Annotated in this window: 17 protein-coding genes and 6 pseudogenes; 10 read left to right on the top strand and 13 right to left on the bottom strand. The window is 45.3% G+C overall.

Annotation, left to right across the window (positions count from 1 at the left end; genetic code table 11):
* Window positions 1-12: 12 nt before the first annotated feature.
* The 10 genes and pseudogenes from RMY16_RS24885 to RMY16_RS24840 all read left to right on the top strand — a co-directional run bounded on the left by RMY16_RS24885 (window position 13) and on the right by RMY16_RS24840 (window position 8,561).
* Window positions 13-1,647 carry a hypothetical protein gene (locus RMY16_RS24885; RefSeq protein ID WP_322738597.1) on the top strand — a complete coding sequence of 545 codons (1,635 nt, stop codon included), beginning with the start codon at window positions 13-15 and terminating at the stop codon, window positions 1,645-1,647.
* A gap of 38 nt (window positions 1,648-1,685) precedes the next feature.
* The gene (locus tag RMY16_RS24880) at window positions 1,686-2,663 is read left to right on the top strand and encodes a tetratricopeptide repeat protein (RefSeq protein ID WP_322738596.1); all 978 of its coding nucleotides are present in this window, start codon (window positions 1,686-1,688) and stop codon (window positions 2,661-2,663) included.
* Window positions 2,648-2,944 (top strand): annotated as a pseudogene (locus tag RMY16_RS24875) (CHAT domain-containing protein); the annotation flags it as partial. The gene RMY16_RS24880 and the pseudogene RMY16_RS24875, both read left to right, overlap by 16 nt.
* A gap of 7 nt (window positions 2,945-2,951) precedes the next feature.
* Window positions 2,952-3,206 carry a hypothetical protein gene (locus tag RMY16_RS24870; RefSeq protein ID WP_322738594.1) on the top strand — a complete coding sequence of 85 codons (255 nt, stop codon included), beginning with the start codon at window positions 2,952-2,954 and terminating at the stop codon, window positions 3,204-3,206.
* Window positions 3,184-5,313 carry a CHASE2 domain-containing protein gene (locus RMY16_RS24865; RefSeq protein WP_322738593.1) on the top strand — a complete coding sequence of 710 codons (2,130 nt, stop codon included), beginning with the start codon at window positions 3,184-3,186 and terminating at the stop codon, window positions 5,311-5,313. Before RMY16_RS24870 ends, RMY16_RS24865 begins: the two co-directional genes overlap by 23 nt.
* Before the next feature lie 6 nt (window positions 5,314-5,319).
* Window positions 5,320-5,949: a response regulator transcription factor gene (locus RMY16_RS24860; protein WP_322738592.1), complete on the top strand. Its 630-nt coding sequence runs from the start codon at window positions 5,320-5,322 to the stop codon at window positions 5,947-5,949.
* Between the two features lie 627 nt (window positions 5,950-6,576).
* Window positions 6,577-6,753 (top strand): annotated as a pseudogene (locus tag RMY16_RS24855) (helix-turn-helix domain-containing protein); the annotation flags it as partial.
* A gap of 408 nt (window positions 6,754-7,161) precedes the next feature.
* Window positions 7,162-7,434, top strand: a complete 273-nt coding sequence (locus RMY16_RS24850; protein ID WP_322738591.1) for a hypothetical protein — start codon at window positions 7,162-7,164, stop codon at window positions 7,432-7,434.
* 114 nt (window positions 7,435-7,548) lie between these two features.
* A complete protein-coding gene (locus tag RMY16_RS24845) occupies window positions 7,549-7,731 on the top strand; it encodes a hypothetical protein (protein WP_322738590.1) in 183 nt (60 codons plus the stop codon).
* Between the two features lie 431 nt (window positions 7,732-8,162).
* Window positions 8,163-8,561 carry a hypothetical protein gene (locus tag RMY16_RS24840; protein WP_322738589.1) on the top strand — a complete coding sequence of 133 codons (399 nt, stop codon included), beginning with the start codon at window positions 8,163-8,165 and terminating at the stop codon, window positions 8,559-8,561.
* Between the two features lie 13 nt (window positions 8,562-8,574).
* Here the strand turns inward: RMY16_RS24840 and RMY16_RS24835 are convergent, their stop codons facing one another.
* The 13 genes and pseudogenes from RMY16_RS24835 to RMY16_RS24780 form a co-directional block, all read right to left on the bottom strand.
* Complete coding sequence (locus RMY16_RS24835) at window positions 8,575-9,897, bottom strand: MOSC domain-containing protein (protein WP_416211702.1); 1,323 nt, start codon at window positions 9,895-9,897, stop codon at window positions 8,575-8,577.
* Window positions 9,812-10,021, bottom strand: a complete 210-nt coding sequence (locus RMY16_RS33145) for a DUF302 domain-containing protein (RefSeq protein ID WP_416211700.1) — start codon at window positions 10,019-10,021, stop codon at window positions 9,812-9,814. Before RMY16_RS33145 ends, RMY16_RS24835 begins: the two co-directional genes overlap by 86 nt.
* Window positions 10,018-10,368, bottom strand: a complete 351-nt coding sequence (locus tag RMY16_RS24830) for an SDR family NAD(P)-dependent oxidoreductase (protein WP_322738587.1) — start codon at window positions 10,366-10,368, stop codon at window positions 10,018-10,020. Before RMY16_RS24830 ends, RMY16_RS33145 begins: the two co-directional genes overlap by 4 nt.
* Window positions 10,298-10,567, bottom strand: coding sequence for a hypothetical protein (locus tag RMY16_RS24825; protein WP_322738586.1), 270 nt, complete (start codon window positions 10,565-10,567; stop codon window positions 10,298-10,300). Before RMY16_RS24825 ends, RMY16_RS24830 begins: the two co-directional genes overlap by 71 nt.
* Window positions 10,568-10,682: 115 nt before the next feature.
* Window positions 10,683-11,600: pseudogene (locus RMY16_RS24820) on the bottom strand (DUF1838 domain-containing protein).
* A gap of 53 nt (window positions 11,601-11,653) precedes the next feature.
* Window positions 11,654-12,694, bottom strand: a complete 1,041-nt coding sequence (locus tag RMY16_RS24815; protein WP_322738585.1) for an alpha/beta hydrolase — start codon at window positions 12,692-12,694, stop codon at window positions 11,654-11,656.
* 89 nt (window positions 12,695-12,783) lie between these two features.
* Window positions 12,784-13,671: an alpha/beta hydrolase gene (locus tag RMY16_RS24810; RefSeq protein WP_322738584.1), complete on the bottom strand. Its 888-nt coding sequence runs from the start codon at window positions 13,669-13,671 to the stop codon at window positions 12,784-12,786.
* A 72-nt stretch (window positions 13,672-13,743) separates the two neighbouring features.
* Entirely contained in the window at window positions 13,744-14,259 is a 516-nt protein-coding gene (locus tag RMY16_RS33140; protein WP_416211701.1) for a WD40 repeat domain-containing protein, read from the bottom strand.
* Window positions 14,236-14,349, bottom strand: a pseudogene (locus tag RMY16_RS33135) (WD40 repeat domain-containing protein); the annotation flags it as partial. The gene RMY16_RS33140 and the pseudogene RMY16_RS33135, both read right to left, overlap by 24 nt.
* An 18-nt stretch (window positions 14,350-14,367) precedes the next feature.
* A pseudogene (locus tag RMY16_RS24795) lies at window positions 14,368-15,129 on the bottom strand (IS5 family transposase).
* 83 nt (window positions 15,130-15,212) lie between these two features.
* A pseudogene (locus RMY16_RS24790) lies at window positions 15,213-16,059 on the bottom strand (IS5 family transposase).
* Between the two features lie 398 nt (window positions 16,060-16,457).
* On the bottom strand, window positions 16,458-16,931 hold the full coding sequence (locus RMY16_RS24785; RefSeq protein ID WP_292863455.1) for a hypothetical protein: 474 nt from the start codon (window positions 16,929-16,931) through the stop codon (window positions 16,458-16,460).
* 361 nt (window positions 16,932-17,292) lie between these two features.
* Window positions 17,293-17,777: WD40 repeat domain-containing protein (locus RMY16_RS24780; protein WP_416211699.1), on the bottom strand; the 485-nt coding region annotated here is incomplete at its 5' end.

The raw sequence follows: 17,777 nt of genomic DNA, 5'->3' as shown, positions 1-17,777 counted from the left end.
GATACAGTTTCTATGGATAGTTACAAGGGTGGTACCGTTCTTATAGGCAGTGGTGTAGACCCAACTGGTATTGGTAACAGTGGTGGTATCAACATCACTACGGGATCCCTGTCTCTCATCAATAACGCTCAAGTAAGCTCTTACACGAGAGGACAGGGAAATACAGGCAGAGTGAATATTAATGCCCGTGATCGCGTCTTCTTGGATCGTGGTACTGCAATCAACAACGCTGATGCCAATGCTATATTCAGTGCCGTGGCTCCAGGTGGTGTTGGTAACAGTGGTGGTATCAACATTACTACGGAGTCGCTGTCTCTCACAGGAGGTTCGCAACTGTCATCCTTTACGTTAGGACAGGGAAATGCAGGCAACGTGACTATCAATGCCCGGGATCGCATCTCGATTGATGGTGCTTTGTATGGAGGCAATATCAGCGGTATTGTAATGCAAGTAACCTCAGGGGCTGTGGGTCAAGGAGGAACTGTTACGATCACAACGGGTTTGCTGTCTTTGACCAACGGGGGTTTTATAAGCACCGCTAATTATGGTGGGATAGGCAATGCCGGTCGGGTTACCATTACCGCTCGTGACTCCGTACAAATTAGTGGTGCAGCCCTTGTCCCTGTAATGGATAACAATATCCGCAGTACGGTGTCTACCTCAGTGAGTTCAGGATCTGTAGGAAGCGGAGGAGACGTGAGCATCACGACAGGTTCACTATCGGTTTCTAACCAAGGCATAATCATCACAAATATAGAGGGGCAAGGCAGGGCAGGAAATATTCAGATTCAGGCGAGCGGTAATGTCTCGTTTAACGGGGGCGATGCCATCAGCACGCTTGAGCCAAGTGGAACGGGCAGGGGAGGCAATATTGACATCACCGCGCGATCGCTCTCTGTCCTCAATAACGCTCAACTCTCGGCTTCTACTGCTGGAGAGGGCAACGCTGGCAATATTACCGTCAGTGCCGATCTGGTGGGCGTAAACAGCGGCGGACAACTACGCACCACAACGTCGTCTAATAACGGTCAGGCGGGCGACATCACGGTGAATACGCCAAACTTGCAACTCAGTGGAGCAACCAGCGGTCTCTTTGCTGACACGACCAGCGCTGGGGCTGCGGGCAACTTAACGATTCAGCCACGCAGCAACGAGCAGAGTGTGCGGGTGAACCTGCAAGATGGCGCACAGATTTCTGCTTCTACCTCTAGCAGTGGTCGTGGGGGAGAGTTGACAATCGCTGCGCCTGAATCCATTACGCTGACAGGGAATGGTTCCATCATTGCAGCAGGAACGGGTGGCAGTGGTGATGGTGGAAACTTGAATCTTCAAACTGGAACTCTCAACATTCAAAACCAGGCAGAAGCCACTGTCAGCAGTTCGGGTATTGGCAGTGCGGGCAACTTGTTTGTCGATGCCGATCGCATCTTTCTCAATAATCAAGGCAGCATTCGAGCCGACACATCGGGGGGTGGAGGCAATATTAATTTGCGATCGCCCTCTGGCAACAAGCAGCTGCTCGTTACGAAACTAGCGGCGATCGTCTCAATCAGGGGCTGGTATTCAGCTTTCTTGCCATTGCGTTTAATGATCTGGGACAGCAGACACAAGCTCAAGGGAAGATCAAGCAAGCTATCTCGCTATTAACCGCCCAAAACTCGGCAGCCAATTCCGAGACTGCTTCCGTGCTTGCCCAAGTGTTGACTATCCAAGGAAAGTTACAGCTCACTCATGGTAAAGCATCCGAGGCGTTTGAAACCTGGCAAGCAGCGATCGCTGCCTATCGCAAAGCAGGCGACATCACTGGCATTCTTGGTAGCCAGATTAATCAAGCCAGAGCCTTACAAGCAGACGGACTTTACAAACGAGCAGCCAATCTTTTGACACAAGTAGAACAGTCGCTGCAAAATCAGCCTGATAGTCGTTTGAAGGTGACGGAGTTGCGAAATCTGGGTAAGCTTTTGAGGTTAGTGGGCAACCTGGCTCAATCTCGGACTGTTTTGCAGCAGAGTCTAGCGATCGCCCAGAAACTGCAAGATGATACACCGCAATCGGCATCCGAGCAGAGCGGCATTCTCTTGAGTCTAGGTAACACAATCCGCGCTCAGGGAAACACAGATACTGCCCTGGATTTTTATCAAAAAGCGATGGTCATCGCTCCCTCCCTGACCGCAAAAACTCAGATTCAACTTGCCCATTTAAGTTTACTAATTGACAGCGATCGACCAGCAGAGGCTCAACGTCTATTTACACAAATTCAATCCCAGCTTGCCCAGTTACCGCCTAGTCGTCTGGCGGCATATACCCGCATCAATTTAGCTCGAAGCCTGATCAAGTTGGCAACGGATGATAAAACAGATGAAACAAATAAACATTTCAGACTTTCCACCAGTAATCCATCCACCTCATCTACTCCCAAATTCGTTGCTCAATGGCTCCAAACCTCAGCTCAGGAACTGGCGATCGCAATTCAACAAATTCGTTCTTCAGGTGATTCTCGTGCTGAATCCTATGCCCTTGGCGCTTTGGGTAGTTTGTATGAAACAACCCATCAATGGAACGATGCTAAAACCCTGACCCAACAAGCACTGAGTCTAGCTCAATCCATTGATGCCCCCGACATTGCTTATCAGTGGCAGCTGGCAACCCGATCGAATTGCTAGTTCTCAGTGCCTGCCAAACGGCAACGGGCGATCGCCGGGCAGCTCTGGGGATGGCAGGTGTGGCAGTGAGATCGGGAGCGCGCAGTACCATCGCTTCCTTGTGGTCTGTCGGCGATCGCTCCACAGCTTCTTTGATGATTGAGTTTTATCGTCAGTTAAGAAAGCCCGAAGTGACGAAAGCCGAGGCATTGCGTCGCGCTCAGATCACCTTGTTGCATCAAGACGATTACACCTCGCCTTACTACTGGGCACCGTTTGTTCTTTTAGGAAATTGGTTATGAAAACGTTATGTTTAACCTCAAAACCCTGCTGTATCATCTGCCCATTGGCATTGTGACGTTAGAACTAGCGATCGCGCCCGGTATTGCTTCGCCAACTCTGTCCCAATCTCTCTTTGCGAATCGATCTATCATCCAACTCGCCCAGAGTAATCCACCACCGCCACCCACAAATCCAGATAGATCATCGGCAGGGGGACGGCGCGATCCATCCAATAATGGAGTTAATCGCACTGGATCAGATGTTTCGTTTGCGCCCTTCTGAACCAGTTGATTCGCGGATTGTGCTTGTGACAATTGATGAGTCGGATATTAAGCAGCTTGGACAATGGCCCATGTCTGATGCGGTGCTGGCTGAACTCATTTCATCCATCAAACAACAGCAACCGAGAGTCATTGGATTAGACATCTTTCGAAATTTACCTGTAGAACCCGGTCATCAAGCCTTAGCGAAAATCTTTACCACTACACCCAACTTAATTGGGATTGAGAACGTGATTAAAGCGCCAAACGGTGAAGTTGTTCCAGCCCCATCACTCTTAAAACAGCGCGATCAAGTCAGCGCCAGCGATCTGCTGTTGGATAAAGATGGTCGGGTGCGCCGCAGCCTGCTATATTTAAGAACTCAGGACAATCGATCAATCTTTACGCTGGGCGCACGTCTGGCATTCTTTTACCTTGACAAACAAGGTATTTACCGTCAACCTCTTAACCCTAAGCAGACGAAGTTTCGATTGGGTCGAGCCATTTTTACGCCATTGCAGCCCAATGATGGTGGTTATTTAGGGATGGATGCAGGCGGATATCAGATTTTGTCAAATTTTCCCAAATTCCGGTATGGGTTTCACACGATCGCACTCACAGATGTTTTGCAGGAACGATTGCCACGCGATTTGATGCGTGACCGTATCGTCCTGATTGGGGTAACCGCAGAAAGCCTGAAAGACAAGTTTTTTACGTCCTACACCACCGATTCTACTGCCGTACCCTCTGGTGTTGAAGTTCACGCGCTGTTAACCAGCCAACTGTTGAGCGCGGCGTTAGATGGACGATCTCTACTGCAAACCTGGTCAGAACCCCTGGAATGCCTGTGGATCGTTGTTTGGTCAACCATTGGAGCCGTCATCGGCTGGACAGCTTCATCACCGCGACAAACCGTATTGAAAATTGTGCTGTTGGGCATCGCTCTTTGCGGTGGAGCCTACGGTTTCTTTCTAGTGGGTTGGTGGGTGATCATCGTGCCACCGCTACTGGCTCTTGTCGGATCTGCCATTACCAGCAATGGCTATCTGCTGTGGGAAAATCTCAAGGAGTACTCTCGCACGTTGGAACAAAAGGTGGAAGAGAGAACCCTGAAACTAGAGCAAGAGATTGTTGAACGAAAACAGGCACAAGAGACTTTAAGCCAGCAAAAACAGCTTCTCCAGACGATCGTGGATCATATTCCGGTGATGATTACGCTTTACGATGTAACGGGGCGTGTTGAGTTTGTCAATCATCAGTTTGAGCAAATTTTGGGTTGGTCAGCTACCGATTTGCATAATATTGATGATCTAGTTGCTGAATCTAGTTCTGATTCAGAACAGCAACAGCAAATTTTAGACCACATGTTAGCCGCTACTGGCACCTGGTTAGATTTAAAAATTAGAACAAAAGACGATCGCTTTGTAAACACTGCTTGGGCAAATGTTCAACTTGCCAATCGTCTATTTGTGGGCATTGGACAAGACATCAGCGATCGCAAACGTGCTGAAGAAGCTTCCATTCTGGATGAGCGCAACCGAATGGTGCGGGAAATACACGATATTCTGGCACAGGCTTTTACGGGCATTCTGCTGCATGTGGGAGCCGCGATGGAACTCATCATCAAAAAACCAGATAAAGCAGAAGTACACCTGAAAACTGTAGATCAATTGGCGCGTACAGGACTGGCTGAAGCACGGCGATCAGTGACGGCACTGCGACCCAAACTATTGGAAGAGGGCAACTTATTTGATGCTCTTAAACGCTTAACTAATCAAATGAAATTATCTACGAATACCCAACTCACCTGTGAAATCATTGGTGCTACCTATCCTTTGCCACCCAATGTGGAAAATCATTTACTACGGATTGGACAAGAAGCATTAACTAATGCCATTAAATATGCTCACGCCACTCAAATTAACGTTGAATTAATTTGTGAGGAGTCTCAGTGTTTGTTACGAATTAAAGACAATGGACAGGGATTTACCATTGACCAAGTCTCTGTCAATAAAGGATTTGGGTTATTGGGTATGAGTGAACGGGTAGAGCAAATTGGCGGTGAATTAGTCATCCAAAGCCACCCGGGTCAAGGTACAGAAATTGTTGTCGTTGTCAATCGGGAGTAAGCAGCCGTGAATCAAACAAACATCATTCGCATTCTGATCGTAGATGACCATGCCATCGTCCAACAAGGATTAATTGCCATCATTGATGAAGAATCGGATATGACGGTGGTTGGTCAAGCACAAAATGGAATTGAGGCGATCGAGTTGTTTCGCAAAGAGCAACCAGATGTCACCTTGATGGATTTGCGAATGCCTGAAATGGGAGGTGTTGAAGCAATTATGGCGCTTTGCACTGAATTTAACACAGCGCGCATCATTGTATTAACCACCTACGATGGCGATGAGGATATTTATCGAGGGTTACGAGCGGGAGCAAAAGGTTACTTGCTCAAAGATTCTAAACCCAGTGAACTACGAAGCGCGATTCGCACTGTTCACGTCGGTCAGCAATATATTCCACCCCATGTTGGTGCTAAATTAGTGCAGCGCATGAACAATCCAGAATTGACCGATCGCGAATTAGAAGTCCTGCTATTAGTCGCTCAAGGCATGAGCAATTTAGAAATTAGTGTTGCCTTAACGATTACTGAAAGCACCGTCAAATCGTTTGTCAACCGAATTTTAAGTAAGTTGGGGGCTAAAGACCGCACCCAAGCAACCATTATTGCCCTAAGACGAGGGCTTACCACCGTATAAGCTTACTACCACCAACTTAGGATTGCTCAAAGCCTCAAACTTAAGGTTGATCAAAACCTCTACCTCCAGATCCACCAAGGATTAGCATGACTGCGTCAGTTTGTAAGTTGTACTTTAGTTCAAACTTGGATACCAACTTTAGTTAGAGCCAAGCTGCCATTTTGAGATGGATTGCTTCATCAATCGCTTTGTTGGGAAGAAGTGTAAACTCTGAGTGGACGACAAGTGAGAGTCAATTGCCTATATTGAACTCATGCAAACACAGTGACCTTTTCGATAAAATTTAATACCGTTTATTAAACCAGTATAATTAACGGTAATTTTTATTACTTTAACAAGTGTAATTACGAATTACAAATTATTTGATCAGTAACCAATTCATATTTCGATGAGGAGAGAATTATGACATCGGCCCTATTTCTACTTAAGCATGATTTCAAGCATCTAAACGTGTCAAGTCAAGTTGATGATTCTGATAATTCTTCTATCAATCACGCTTTCACGGCTGTTGCACTAGAAGTTGTTGAATTACTTCAACATCTCTATCCCAATCAAGCAGAAGTTATCAGTTCTACTAAGACGATGGACTGCGATCGCTCAGAAACCGTTACCATTCGAGCGATTGAGCTAGAATACAGCCAAATCATTGAGATTGAACCATTGACCGAGCGTGAGTTAGAGGTGTTGCGATTGATTGTTGATGGATATAGTAATTCCCTAATTGGTGAAAAGCTATATATCAGCACAGGTACAGTAAAGACCCACGTCCGAAATATTTTGAAGAAGCTCTGTGCTGGCGATCGCTACTCCCCCATTAATCACCTTCAAAATATAACTCCTAAAGTGGTCAAGCCCAAATCCTGTTTCCTTGACTTCGATTTGTTTAGCGATCGGACTCAAGCCGTGATTATTGCTGTTAAACGAGGTATTGTCAATTTGTAGGAAGTTGTACTAAAGTTGGAATCCAAATTTCAACTTTAGTTGGAGGCAACATTCCATTTATATATGGACTGATTTATCAATCACTCTATTGAGCAAAAGTTTCAACTTTTAGGGGACGACAAGTTAGGGTTAATTGCATATATTTGTACAGGAAGCCACAAAAGGTTCAACAAAAGTATGTAAACGTTTAGTTGCTCACTGGTGGCGAAATCCTCTAGTTAATTGATGTCAAAGAACATTTAGAATTGGTAAAAAAGGCGGAATACAATTATGGATGTTTGGAATTTGGGTAAATTAGGAGTTGCAATCGTTGGTGCAATAGCTTTGTCTGGAAACTCTGCTATTGCCAAAATCAATCATGATGTAGCTCCAGATAATAATCTCAATGTGCCTACCTTAAACACAGCGATTAAAAAGCACAATACATTAGGCAGCGATGCGTTGAAAACTAATTACAACATCAAACAAACTCAATTTCAAAATAGAAATGCTGTAGACAATAAAAAAACTTTGATAGCACGTTGCTTCCCGTTTTGTACTTAAGCCTTAGTATTTTTGATTTCATCCTAATAAAAAAGCTGCCTAAATCACAGCCAGCTTTTTTATTAGGTTGGATTAAGTGCGATTTTTAAGATGGTTTCAAAGGAGAAATTAAAAATGACTGAAGAAAAACAAGTTGTGTCTACAACAGTTTCAACTGGTGAAAACGAGACAGTGAAAGCTACTGCCGTTACAACAGGTGGTAAGTCTGATGGAAGAACAAGTCAACCTAAAGTTTTTATAGATAAAGGAGATTCTGTCGAAGCGTTTACCGAAGCTACTGAAGAAACGAAAGAATAAAACTTGTTTTTAAACTTGTTAATTTACCTCTAGCGCCTCTTTTTGGTTCTAGAGGATTTTATAGAAATTGAGTAAAAATAAGTTTTTGGAATAACAGTTCTGATAACTAAATTACTTGTAACTTGTTATTAATGGTAGGTTTTGCCGTTAAAATGTCGGGAAATATGACTTTAATGACATTAGGCTTAAACACGCGCACAGTAAGGATTAAGACCGTATTACACTACTGAAACGACTTCTCTAAAAAAGCTTATTTTTTGGCGATCGCAAACTTGGAAATAAGCCGTTGAATTTTTAAGTAGTGAACAAGAGAAAAGATATGGGTGTTACAACGGTGAACCATCGCCCCAACAACTGGCAAAGTATTTTTATTTGGATGATCTTGATCTACAGATGTAATTGACTTATTTGATTTACTGGTGAAAGGATTGTTGTCGAAGTCTAAACGGGAGGGGGAACAACAACGCCTGCGGACGCTAAAAGATTTAGATGCCGCCGCACTTAAACTAGCGGAGGCGGTCGAAGTGCTGATAGACACAGAATGTGAGGATATCAATGTCAGAATGTCCGCCTTTGCTAAAGTCACTCAGTCACAATTGGCTCTGGCTGTAGCTAAGGTTAAGTCATTGGCTCGCCCAGAAGAAGATGAGTATTATGATTTGCTACTGTCTCGTTGGCGCTCCCTCCGTATCTTTCTGCCCTCACTAATTTTTCAAATTGAGTTTTATCCTGCTTCAGCGCACCTTCAATATTCAGCATCATCCTTCCCTAGCACTGCTGTTTATTCTCTCTTATTTCCCGACAACTCTTTTAATCAAAGATGTTTCTAACTTCTGAATCAGATTATAGAGGCATACAGCCGATCTCTAATGTGTAAGCTGGTGATTTTTTGACTAAAGACTTGTGCGGTAGTGTTATGGATAAATTCTGACTGTACTGCTGCCACTTCAGTTTACCTCCAACACCTAGCATCGTAATATTTGCTTTTTTCGGCAAAATTATTCCGGGAATAGTAACCTTCCCAAATGTTGGCTCATCAAGCAATATTGCATATAATTTTCCTTTATTAGTGGTATAGCGCACTCGAATACGTTCTGGGGTTAAATCTTCTGCTCGTATCCAATAGCGTGAGCCAAAGATTGCTTTACCATTCACATCTAGCCATTTACCCAAGCCTTCTAATCTTTCAAGCTGTACTTTGGATATTGAACCATCAGCCTTTGGCCCAATGTTCAGCAATAAATTCCCATTTTTACTAACAATATCTACAAATAAGTCAACTAGTTCATCTACCGAAATCATGTTCAAATCAGTATCATTTTGGTTATAGCCGAATGAGTAACCTAAACCCCTTGTACTTTCCCATTTATGAGATTCTATTTGTGTGAGCTGGCTATACTCAGGTGTGGAAAAGTCAAAGTGCAACCCTAACTGACCACCTGGATCAAAACGGTCATTCACCACACCATAGGGTACACGATTGTAAAAATAGGCCATAATTTCATTCGCTTGCCCAATAGGGTAGCCAAGATCATTCCATAATATAGATGGGTGATAGCGGTCAATCAATTCGCGCCAATGAGCATTCGCATAGAAGTAATCGCGCCAGCTTTCGGGTAAGGCTTCAAGTTGAGCAGCTTGGTGAAATAATTCTGGATTGTTCTGCTCACGAGTATAAAGCTGAGTGATATTAGCAACAGTAATATTGTTGCCATCCCGACTCACTAACTCTAAAGTGTCTCCGGCTCCGACTTCGCCCTCTTGCAAAACACGAAAGTAAAATCCGGTTCGACGACTTGTAAGAAATCGTTTAACCATATCAGGTTGTCCAAAGCGAATCCCAAGTTTGTAACAGGGTAGGCGAGGTTGTGTAACCATCAGTTTTACAGTGCCGATATGAAAGCGATCGCCAATATTCACTTCCTCTTCTCTCAGTCCAGTAGTCGTGAAATTTTCACCAAAGATGCCTAATGGCAAATCTGTGCCAGGCAATTCATCTCGCCAGTAATCGTAATGCTCGAACGGATAGACATAAACTGCTTTGTCTGCTCCGCCATGAACGGTGAGATCGGCTTGCCCATCACCGTCTAAATGTTCCGGTTTTCGGGTTGCCGAACAGCAACAACTGCGTCGGAGGTAGGCTAAGTCCGACTTTTTCGGCTTCAGCCTGTTGATCGATGCGGGCAAAAACGGTGATGCCTTTTGCTTGAAGGATGGCTTCTAATCGATCAATGGTTGCAGGCACTGCATACGGGCTGATCTGGTTGATGATGCCGTTGTTTGCATTCATAGCAGTGGATTTCTTACAGAATAAAAACTGGGTAATATGGCCGATAGAAACGCATGCGTCACATTGAAGGCAGCAAAGTAGGGAACAGCCATCATCTCGACTGCTTCCGCAGGACTCGTTTCATCGACGAAAAGCCATCTACCTGCCCCGGCATTGTTGATAATGATGTCCGGCGTCCCCAATTTTTCCGTAATTTGCTTCGCCACTGCCGTAACTGCATTCGCATCCGCCAAGTCAACCGAGTATGACCAGACTTGCCCACCGACGGAGGTAATCTCAGCCACCACCCGATCCAATGCTTCCTTGCGCCGAGCGAGAAGCACCACACGTCCTCCAGCTTTGACCATCGCTTTCGCGGTAGCTGCGCCGATTCCGCTTGAAGCCCCACTCACCAGCACTAGCTTGTCGTTGATCATCATCAAATACATTCTCCTGTTTTGCAAGATTCTCTTTTCTAGTGGTTCCCAGTTGCTCAAATTGAAAAAATTGTTTGATGCGATCGGAGGTAGTCGCGATTGAAACAACAAAACTTTTTGGCTTGTTCATAGCAGGTATAAAGCACGGTAGAACAAAGTAATTTCAGACACCTCTAATTTGAGGTTCTACTTCTAAACTCTGTAGAGATCGTGAGTGAGTTGAGATATCTAGAAGCAGCACAGGCTTATTGCTGACAAGGTTGGTTGCTCTGTGTCTCAGAAATGGGGAATTGATCGCCAGCAAGATAATTGTCAAAGTATTCGCGAAAGTAGCTCCAGGAAGTTTTGCTACTTGCAGCTAAATAGCAAGTAGGAGCCGTGCGATAAACCGGGACTCGTGATTTAATTTCTTGCTGAAGCAATGGGGAAAGCTCCTCGAATCGTTGCAGTTTCCGAATACTAGCGCTGTAAACTCACTGTCCTGGTTTCCCTTTCATCTTCATCCAAGGTAGCCAGGGACCAATGCGATTCCAAGTGCCTGAAACATTCAGTACTGTAGAAACGTTAGGCTGTTCGACTCTTGCTTTAGGAACTACAAACTTAAAAAATTCCCCAGCTTGATAGAGCGGTTCGGGACTATAGTCTTGAAACTTCGGATCGCTGGCTAGAACGTTAGGATAGGTGAGCGGAACATCCAGTGTGAGAATGAGATTTCTGCCAGCCGCAAAAGCGGGGAATCTCCCTTGTCCTAAGTTGTTCTGAACGGGATTATTAGCAACATGCACTACGGGCACTACTTCCCCTGTCCAGGGATTCTGCCAGCGATTTAGCACCTGATTCGTCTCTGGATCCAAATAGTACTGAAGTTCACGAGATGTTAATAACCATTGTCCTTGCTGATTCTGAAAGCAGCGTGCAACATTCATGCCGATGATACTAAATAACTTTCGCTGCTGTTCTTGAGGAACAAACGCATAAACAGAACCGCTCCATTCGAGATAGGTGTTCCGTGAATCGATGGCACAGCGAGTCCGAACTAACTCCTGAATGTCAACCGTTTGTGTGTCTGAGTGGGTTTGAGCGTTACCTAGAGTTGGTTTTAAAGCTAAAACTGTAACGACGACTGTAGCCCAAAAGTACAGAAACTTAGTTTTACGTTTCATACCTTGAATCCTCGTTAAATTCTTGTTCATTTGCAAGAAGGTATGATCGCATCCTATTGCAGATGTTTTTTCAATTCAGCTGCTGCTTGAACAAATAGAGAACGGGTTTCTGGCAACTCTGCTAAACCATTCAGTAGTCCGAAGTCATGAATCATACCGTTGTACTGCACAGTTGTTACCTCGACCCCAGCTTCATCGAGCTTGCGTCCATAGGCTGTACCCTCGTCATGCAAAATATCGCTTTCTGCAACCACAATTAACGCCGGAGGCAAGCCTTTGAGTTGCTCAACTGTCGCCTGTAGGGGAGAAGCATAAATATCTTTGCGCTTTTCTGGGTCAGCGATGTACATATCATACATCCACTTCATCGTTGGTACAGTCAGAAAACGCCGATCGCCAAATTCGTGATAAGAATTCGTTTCAAAATCTGCATCGACGATCGGCCACATCAGGATTTGCAGCTTTATGTGTGGCCCTCCTTTTTCTTTCGCCTTCAAAGCAGTGACAGTTGTCATGTTACCGCCGACACTGTTGCCAACGACTGCCAAATTCTTGCCATCTACGCCAATCTCCTCGCCATGCTCGGCAACCCATTTGGTCGCAGCATAAATCTCATTGATTGCCTGTGGGTACTGAGCATCTGGCGTGCGAGTGTAGTTGACAAAGACACCTGCAAACCCTGAAAGCACAACCAGATCGCGAACCATACGCTTGTGTGTTGGGTAATCACCCAGCACCCAACCACCACCATGAATAAAGATGAAAACAGGCAATGTGCCTTTGACCCCTGAGGGTCGTACAATATTGAGGGTAATTGAATAACCATCAGCAGTAATCGTCTTTTGGGACTCTTCAATGCCTGAAAGGTCTACTGAAACGGAAGCCTGTGCATCTACAAGGACTTGACGTGCTTCGAGTGGAGTGAGTTTCTCCAGTGCCACACCCCCTGAATTCAGCACTTTTAAAAATTCCTTCGTTCCTTTGGAAAGACGTGGATCATCCGCAACTTCCAAAATTTTTGCTGCTTGCGAGTTTGCTTGAGCAACCATGACATTTTCCTTTAATAAATTGTAGACAATCTGTTGAGATGGCACTGTTAAGTTAATTGATTTAACACTGTTGCTTGATGAGTAGTAATTGTGGAATGACAATCACTTTTTACCGACATGTTTCCCAGCCAAAACTATTTGTTATTAGTGGTTAGCTTGGTGTTCTCTACAACGTGAGTGGTCAGAAAGCGGTGAATATGGTCTGCGATCGCGTCTCCATCTTCTTCCAGAGCAAAGTGCCCCGTATCAAACAAATGAAACTCCAGGTTTTTTAAATCGCGTTTGTAGGCATAAGCTCCCTCAACTAAAAAGCCCTGGTCATTTTTGCCCCATACAATTAGCGTCGGTGGTTGATATTGGCGCAAGTAAGTTTGCCATTGTGGATATAACCGCACATTGGACTGGTAATCGTATTTTAATGCCAATTGAATATCCATATTGCCAGGGCGATCGAGGAGTGCCTGATCCAGAGTCCAGGTATCAGGACTGATCATTTCTAAATTCCTAGCTCCAGTCGTATAATACCATTTCGTGCCCTTGCTTGCTAGAGCCTGTCGCACGCGATCGGCATTTTCGGGTGTCTTATTCTGCCAAAAAGCACGCATGGGCTTCCAGAAATCACCGAGTCCTTCCTCGTAGGCATTGCCATTTTGCACAATCAGCGTTTCAATCTGCTCTGGATACTGTATTGCCAATCGATAGCCAATCGGAGCGCCATAATCCATTAAATAAAGGCTATAGCGTTTCAATCCGATCGTATCGACAAAGCCTGCCATCACTTCGGCAAGGCGATCAAAGGTGTAATCAAACTCATCCACCGTTGGCATGGAACTATAGCCAAAACCAGGATAATCAGGTGCAATCAGATGGAATTGATCCGCCAACACCGGGATTAGATTGCGGAACATGTGAGACGAGGTAGGAAAACCGTGCAATAGCAGAATCGTCGGATGATCGCGAGAACCAGCTTCACGATAAAAGATATCTAAACCATCGATCGATACTGTGCGATAAGTGGTCATGCGTTTACTCTTTTGAATTTAAACCGTTCAACAGAATCAGAAATAGTTGAGCCTGTTTCTGAAAGCTTCTTGTCACTCTTTAGGAAGAGACCAGAGTTTGATGGTTTTGTCGGCACTGCTGCTGGCTATCATGTTTCCATGCGGTCTGAAAACTACTGACCGTACACCTCGCTCATGCCCGAGCAAATTCTCCAAGAGTTTGCCTTCAGGCAACCCCCATAACTTGATAGTGCTATCATTGCTACCACTAGCTAATATCTTGCCATCGGGGCTGAAAGCCACTGACCACACAACCCCTGAATGTCCAATTGGGGAGTGCAACAATTTACCAGTGGGCATTTGCCAGAGTTTAACTGTCCTATCAGCACTGCCACTGACTAAAGTCCGTCCATCAGGGCTAAAAGTCACTGAGCGCAGGGCTTGTGAATGAGTATTCAGGGTTTTTAAAACAGCATCATCCATGAGCCGCCAAATTTTGAGTGTACCACTCTCATTGCCACTAGCTAAGGTCTGCCCATCAGGACTAAAAGCAACAGTTCTTACCCACTTTTGATCCGATAACTGATGAACTTGTACGCCAGTCTGCACGTTCCAAATGCGGATAGTTGTATCAGCACTACCACTAGCTAACCACTTTCCGTTGGGGCTGATGGCAACGGCTTCTACATCATCTGTATGGCCATCTAGGGCGTGTCATCAATTGAGCCAAATGACAGAAGCAGGCAGATAAATTGCACCTAAAAAGTTTGTAGCACGTTTGTCATAGCGCGTTGCGATCGCTCGGTACTGCTTAAGTTTGGCAAAAAAGTTTTCAATGAGATGACGGGCTTTGTATAAATCTCGGTCGTAGTCACGAGGTGCAGTACGGTTGCGTTTGGGAGGAATAACTGCGATTTTGCCCAAAGATTCAAGTCGCTCAATCACTCGTTCATCAGCATCATAGCCTTTATCTGCCAATACTGTATCCGCTACAATATTGGGTAGCAGTTGGTCTGCTCCATCGAGGTCACAGGCTTGTCCTGGTGTCAAGTGAAAACTCAGTGGGTTGCTTAACGCATCCACCACAGCATGAATCTTGGTACTCAATCCCCCTTTACTGCGACCAATGGCTTCAGTAGATGGCTCCCCCCCTTTGCACCTGCACTATGCTGGTGGGCGCGGACAAACGCCCTTGTCAATCATTGCATATTCATTGTCGGCATCATCTGCTAAGTGCTGAAACACCTTCTCCCACACGCCTGTTTTTGACCATCGACTGAAGCGGGTGTGAATCACCCGAAAATCCCCAAATCGGGAAGGCAAGTCACGCCAGGGAATGCCTGCTCGGTAACGATATAACACTGCTTCGACAAACAATCGATTATCTTTCGCCGTGACTCCCACATAGCCCTCTCGCCCAGGTAGCAGGTCTTTGATTCTCTGCCATTGGTCATCTTGTAGTGCGTATCGGCGCGTCATTGTTTTCTTGTTTTTTACTCTTCTTCAGCAGTTCTGATTTCAGTTTACCTAATTGATGACACGCACTAGGGCGTGTTTTCAAACTATAACCACAACAGAATGGAGGCGATCGTTATCATGGCTGTATAATTTACAGCAAGTTTTTCATATCGGGTAGCAATGCGGCGAAATTGCTTGAGTCGGTTGATAGCACGTTCAACAATGTTGCGTTGACGATAGATTTCACGGCTAAAAGGGCCTCGACGTGGTTCATTTGAGAGTCGTGGGATGGTCAGACGAATACTACGGCGGCGTAAATAACTACGTATTCTCCGACCTATGTAACCCTTATCTCCAACTAATCGCAAAGGGCGTAAACGTGGACGACCTCGCCCAGAACGTTTAACTGAGCCTTGTTCCATTAATTGTTCTAGAAAAATGGACTCGTTTCTTTGACCAGGACTGAGAATAAAAGTTATGGGTTTACCTTTACCCTCACACCGAATGTGTATTTTTGTACTGAAACCACCCCGAGAACGGCCTAGTTTCTCGTCTTCTTCTCTTCGAGACGCTACGCGAACACCCCCTTTTTTCCACCATCTGCGTGCTGGTGGGCGCGGATCACGGTTCCATCCACATAATGAACTTCCCAATCTAGGTTTTCTTGTTGATCTGCGTAGGCGTAGCCCGCCGCAGGCATCGCTTGTAGATGTTCTAAAATTTGGTTCCAGACTCCGGCTTTTTGCCAACGGTAAAACCTTGTGCCCACAGTCTGCCACTTTCCATAACGTTCTGGGAGGTCTCGCCACGGCGCTCGCTTGGTGAGTATCCAGAGGATGCCATTCACCACCGTGCGGTGGTCATTATTTGGCTTGCCTGTTTTGGTTTTTCTGGTGGTAGTAACGGTTTTAACCTCGCCCAGCGTTCGTTACTTAAGTCTCCTCGGTTCATCATCATCACAAAGCGATCGCGTCTTTTTTTAGGATATAACGAGTTTGAAAACACGCCCTAGTGGGGTTAGGTTTCCGAGGTCTAGAAGTTACCAAAAATACTTTTCAAACATCCTCTAAGGGCGAGCTACACCTACACCTTTCACTCACCATAATTCACCCTTGAATCTCGGCTGTTACTGTTCAAAACACGAAGTTCCGAGTTCAAAGGGAGAGCGATCGCCTTTTTTTCACCATCATTCACCTTTGGATCTCAGATGTTGCTGTTGTAAGCATGAAACTCCGAGTTCTGAGGTTGAAACTTCGAGTTCAGAACTCGGAACGCCGAGCAATTTACTCCAACATCCGAGTTCTTAGCCTCAACATTGCACCTTAGAAGTGCGATCGCCGAGCTATTTTCTACAACGCTGCTGCTTGAGGCTTGGATTTCCGAGATTTACGGGCAAACCTTTGCCCCATTTCCTCAACTACTCCATCTAAACCAGCGCCTTGTCCACTAGCTTTGGCATAGTTATACACCTGCAACGCGGCTGCATAAGCTTCACTACCCACTGCTATAGATGTATCATCCAGCAATTCTTGTAATTGTGACAAAGATAGCAATACCGGATACAAAGCTTCAAATAGTTGTACGTCTTTCCGCATCTCATTAAGGTCAAACGATCGCGGTAAAAACTCTGGGTTCTGTGTCGCCACCTCCAATGCTTTACTGACAAAGGCGCGGCTTTTATCTCCCATTTTGGGTAAAGCTTTCCGCTCCTCGTTACTTAAATCAATCAAAAATGGTAATTTGTCTTTAATGGTGGCGATCGCTTGCAACACAGCATCTCTATCTGATTGCGCTAGTGTTGCACTAATTGGGGCTGTGGACATAGAAATTAGTCTCCAGTATGTTGCTTAATTTTAGAGTGCCCACATATACCAGTTAAATTTAAATAACACTAATAAAAATTCCAAGGACAAAGGGTGAGCTTTGTCAAAGTGCGGGTTACGCCTAAGCTTTTCACTCACCATAATTTACCCTTGGATCTCGGCTGTTGCAGTTGTGAACATAAAATTCCGAGTTTTGAGCATGAACTTCCAAGTTTTGAAGGTGAAAACTGGAGTTCTGAGCCTAAATGGAGAAGATAATAAGTCTCTTTTTCGTATTCTCCTTTCTTTACTTACTGCCTTTATAGCCGTTTGCAATTGAGTCGAGTGCAGACCTTCTTAGAGGCACAGCAATGCTGTGTTTTTACCCGCTGACTTTGCTCCAAACATATTTTTGGCAGGTTTCGCAGGCGGCTTTTGCTTCCTCTGTTTGCGGATTGGTGAAGACGGGATGGTAACGTAACCTGTCACAACAAACTTGCAACCATGCACGCCAGTCACCGCGCCACAACCGCACAGTACCATCTTCACCACCGCTAACAATCGTCTGCCCATCAGCGCTAATGGCAACAGAATAAACCCAACTCTCATGACCACGTAAAGGTTCAGCCAAGGGAAGACCTTGCAGGTTCCACAACCTTACTGTGTCGTCATCACCGCCACTAACAATCGTCTGCCCATCAGCGCTAATGGCAACAGAATTGACAAAACCTTTATGACCACGCAAAGGTTCAGCTAAAGCAAGACCTTGCAGATTCCACAAACGCACAGTGCCATCAGTACCGCCACTAACAATCGTCTGCCCATCGGCGCTAATGGCAACAGAATTGACAAAACCCTGATGACCGC

It is taken from the genome of Nostoc sp. DedQUE12b, from assembly GCF_034530835.1.
Classification (GTDB): Bacteria; Cyanobacteriota; Cyanobacteriia; order Cyanobacteriales; family Nostocaceae; genus Nostoc.
This window is presented reverse-complemented; position numbering and strand designations above follow the sequence as displayed.

Excerpts from the sequence above, each read along its gene's own strand:
- RMY16_RS33145 (WP_416211700.1), bottom strand. The coding sequence starts at position 10,021 with ATGAATGCAAACAACGGCATCATCAACCAGATCAGCCCGTATGCAGTG.
- RMY16_RS24830 (WP_322738587.1), bottom strand. The coding sequence starts at position 10,368 with ATGGTCAAAGCTGGAGGACGTGTGGTGCTTCTCGCTCGGCGCAAGGAA.
- RMY16_RS24845 (WP_322738590.1), top strand. The coding sequence starts at position 7,549 with ATGACTGAAGAAAAACAAGTTGTGTCTACAACAGTTTCAACTGGTGAA.
- RMY16_RS24810 (WP_322738584.1), bottom strand. The coding sequence starts at position 13,671 with ATGACCACTTATCGCACAGTATCGATCGATGGTTTAGATATCTTTTAT.
- RMY16_RS24825 (WP_322738586.1), bottom strand. The coding sequence starts at position 10,567 with ATGAACAAGCCAAAAAGTTTTGTTGTTTCAATCGCGACTACCTCCGAT.
- RMY16_RS24870 (WP_322738594.1), top strand. The coding sequence starts at position 2,952 with ATGTTTAACCTCAAAACCCTGCTGTATCATCTGCCCATTGGCATTGTG.
- RMY16_RS24785 (WP_292863455.1), bottom strand. The coding sequence starts at position 16,931 with ATGTCCACAGCCCCAATTAGTGCAACACTAGCGCAATCAGATAGAGAT.
- RMY16_RS24885 (WP_322738597.1), top strand. The coding sequence starts at position 13 with ATGGATAGTTACAAGGGTGGTACCGTTCTTATAGGCAGTGGTGTAGAC.
- RMY16_RS24865 (WP_322738593.1), top strand. The coding sequence starts at position 3,184 with ATGTTTCGTTTGCGCCCTTCTGAACCAGTTGATTCGCGGATTGTGCTT.
- RMY16_RS24850 (WP_322738591.1), top strand. The coding sequence starts at position 7,162 with ATGGATGTTTGGAATTTGGGTAAATTAGGAGTTGCAATCGTTGGTGCA.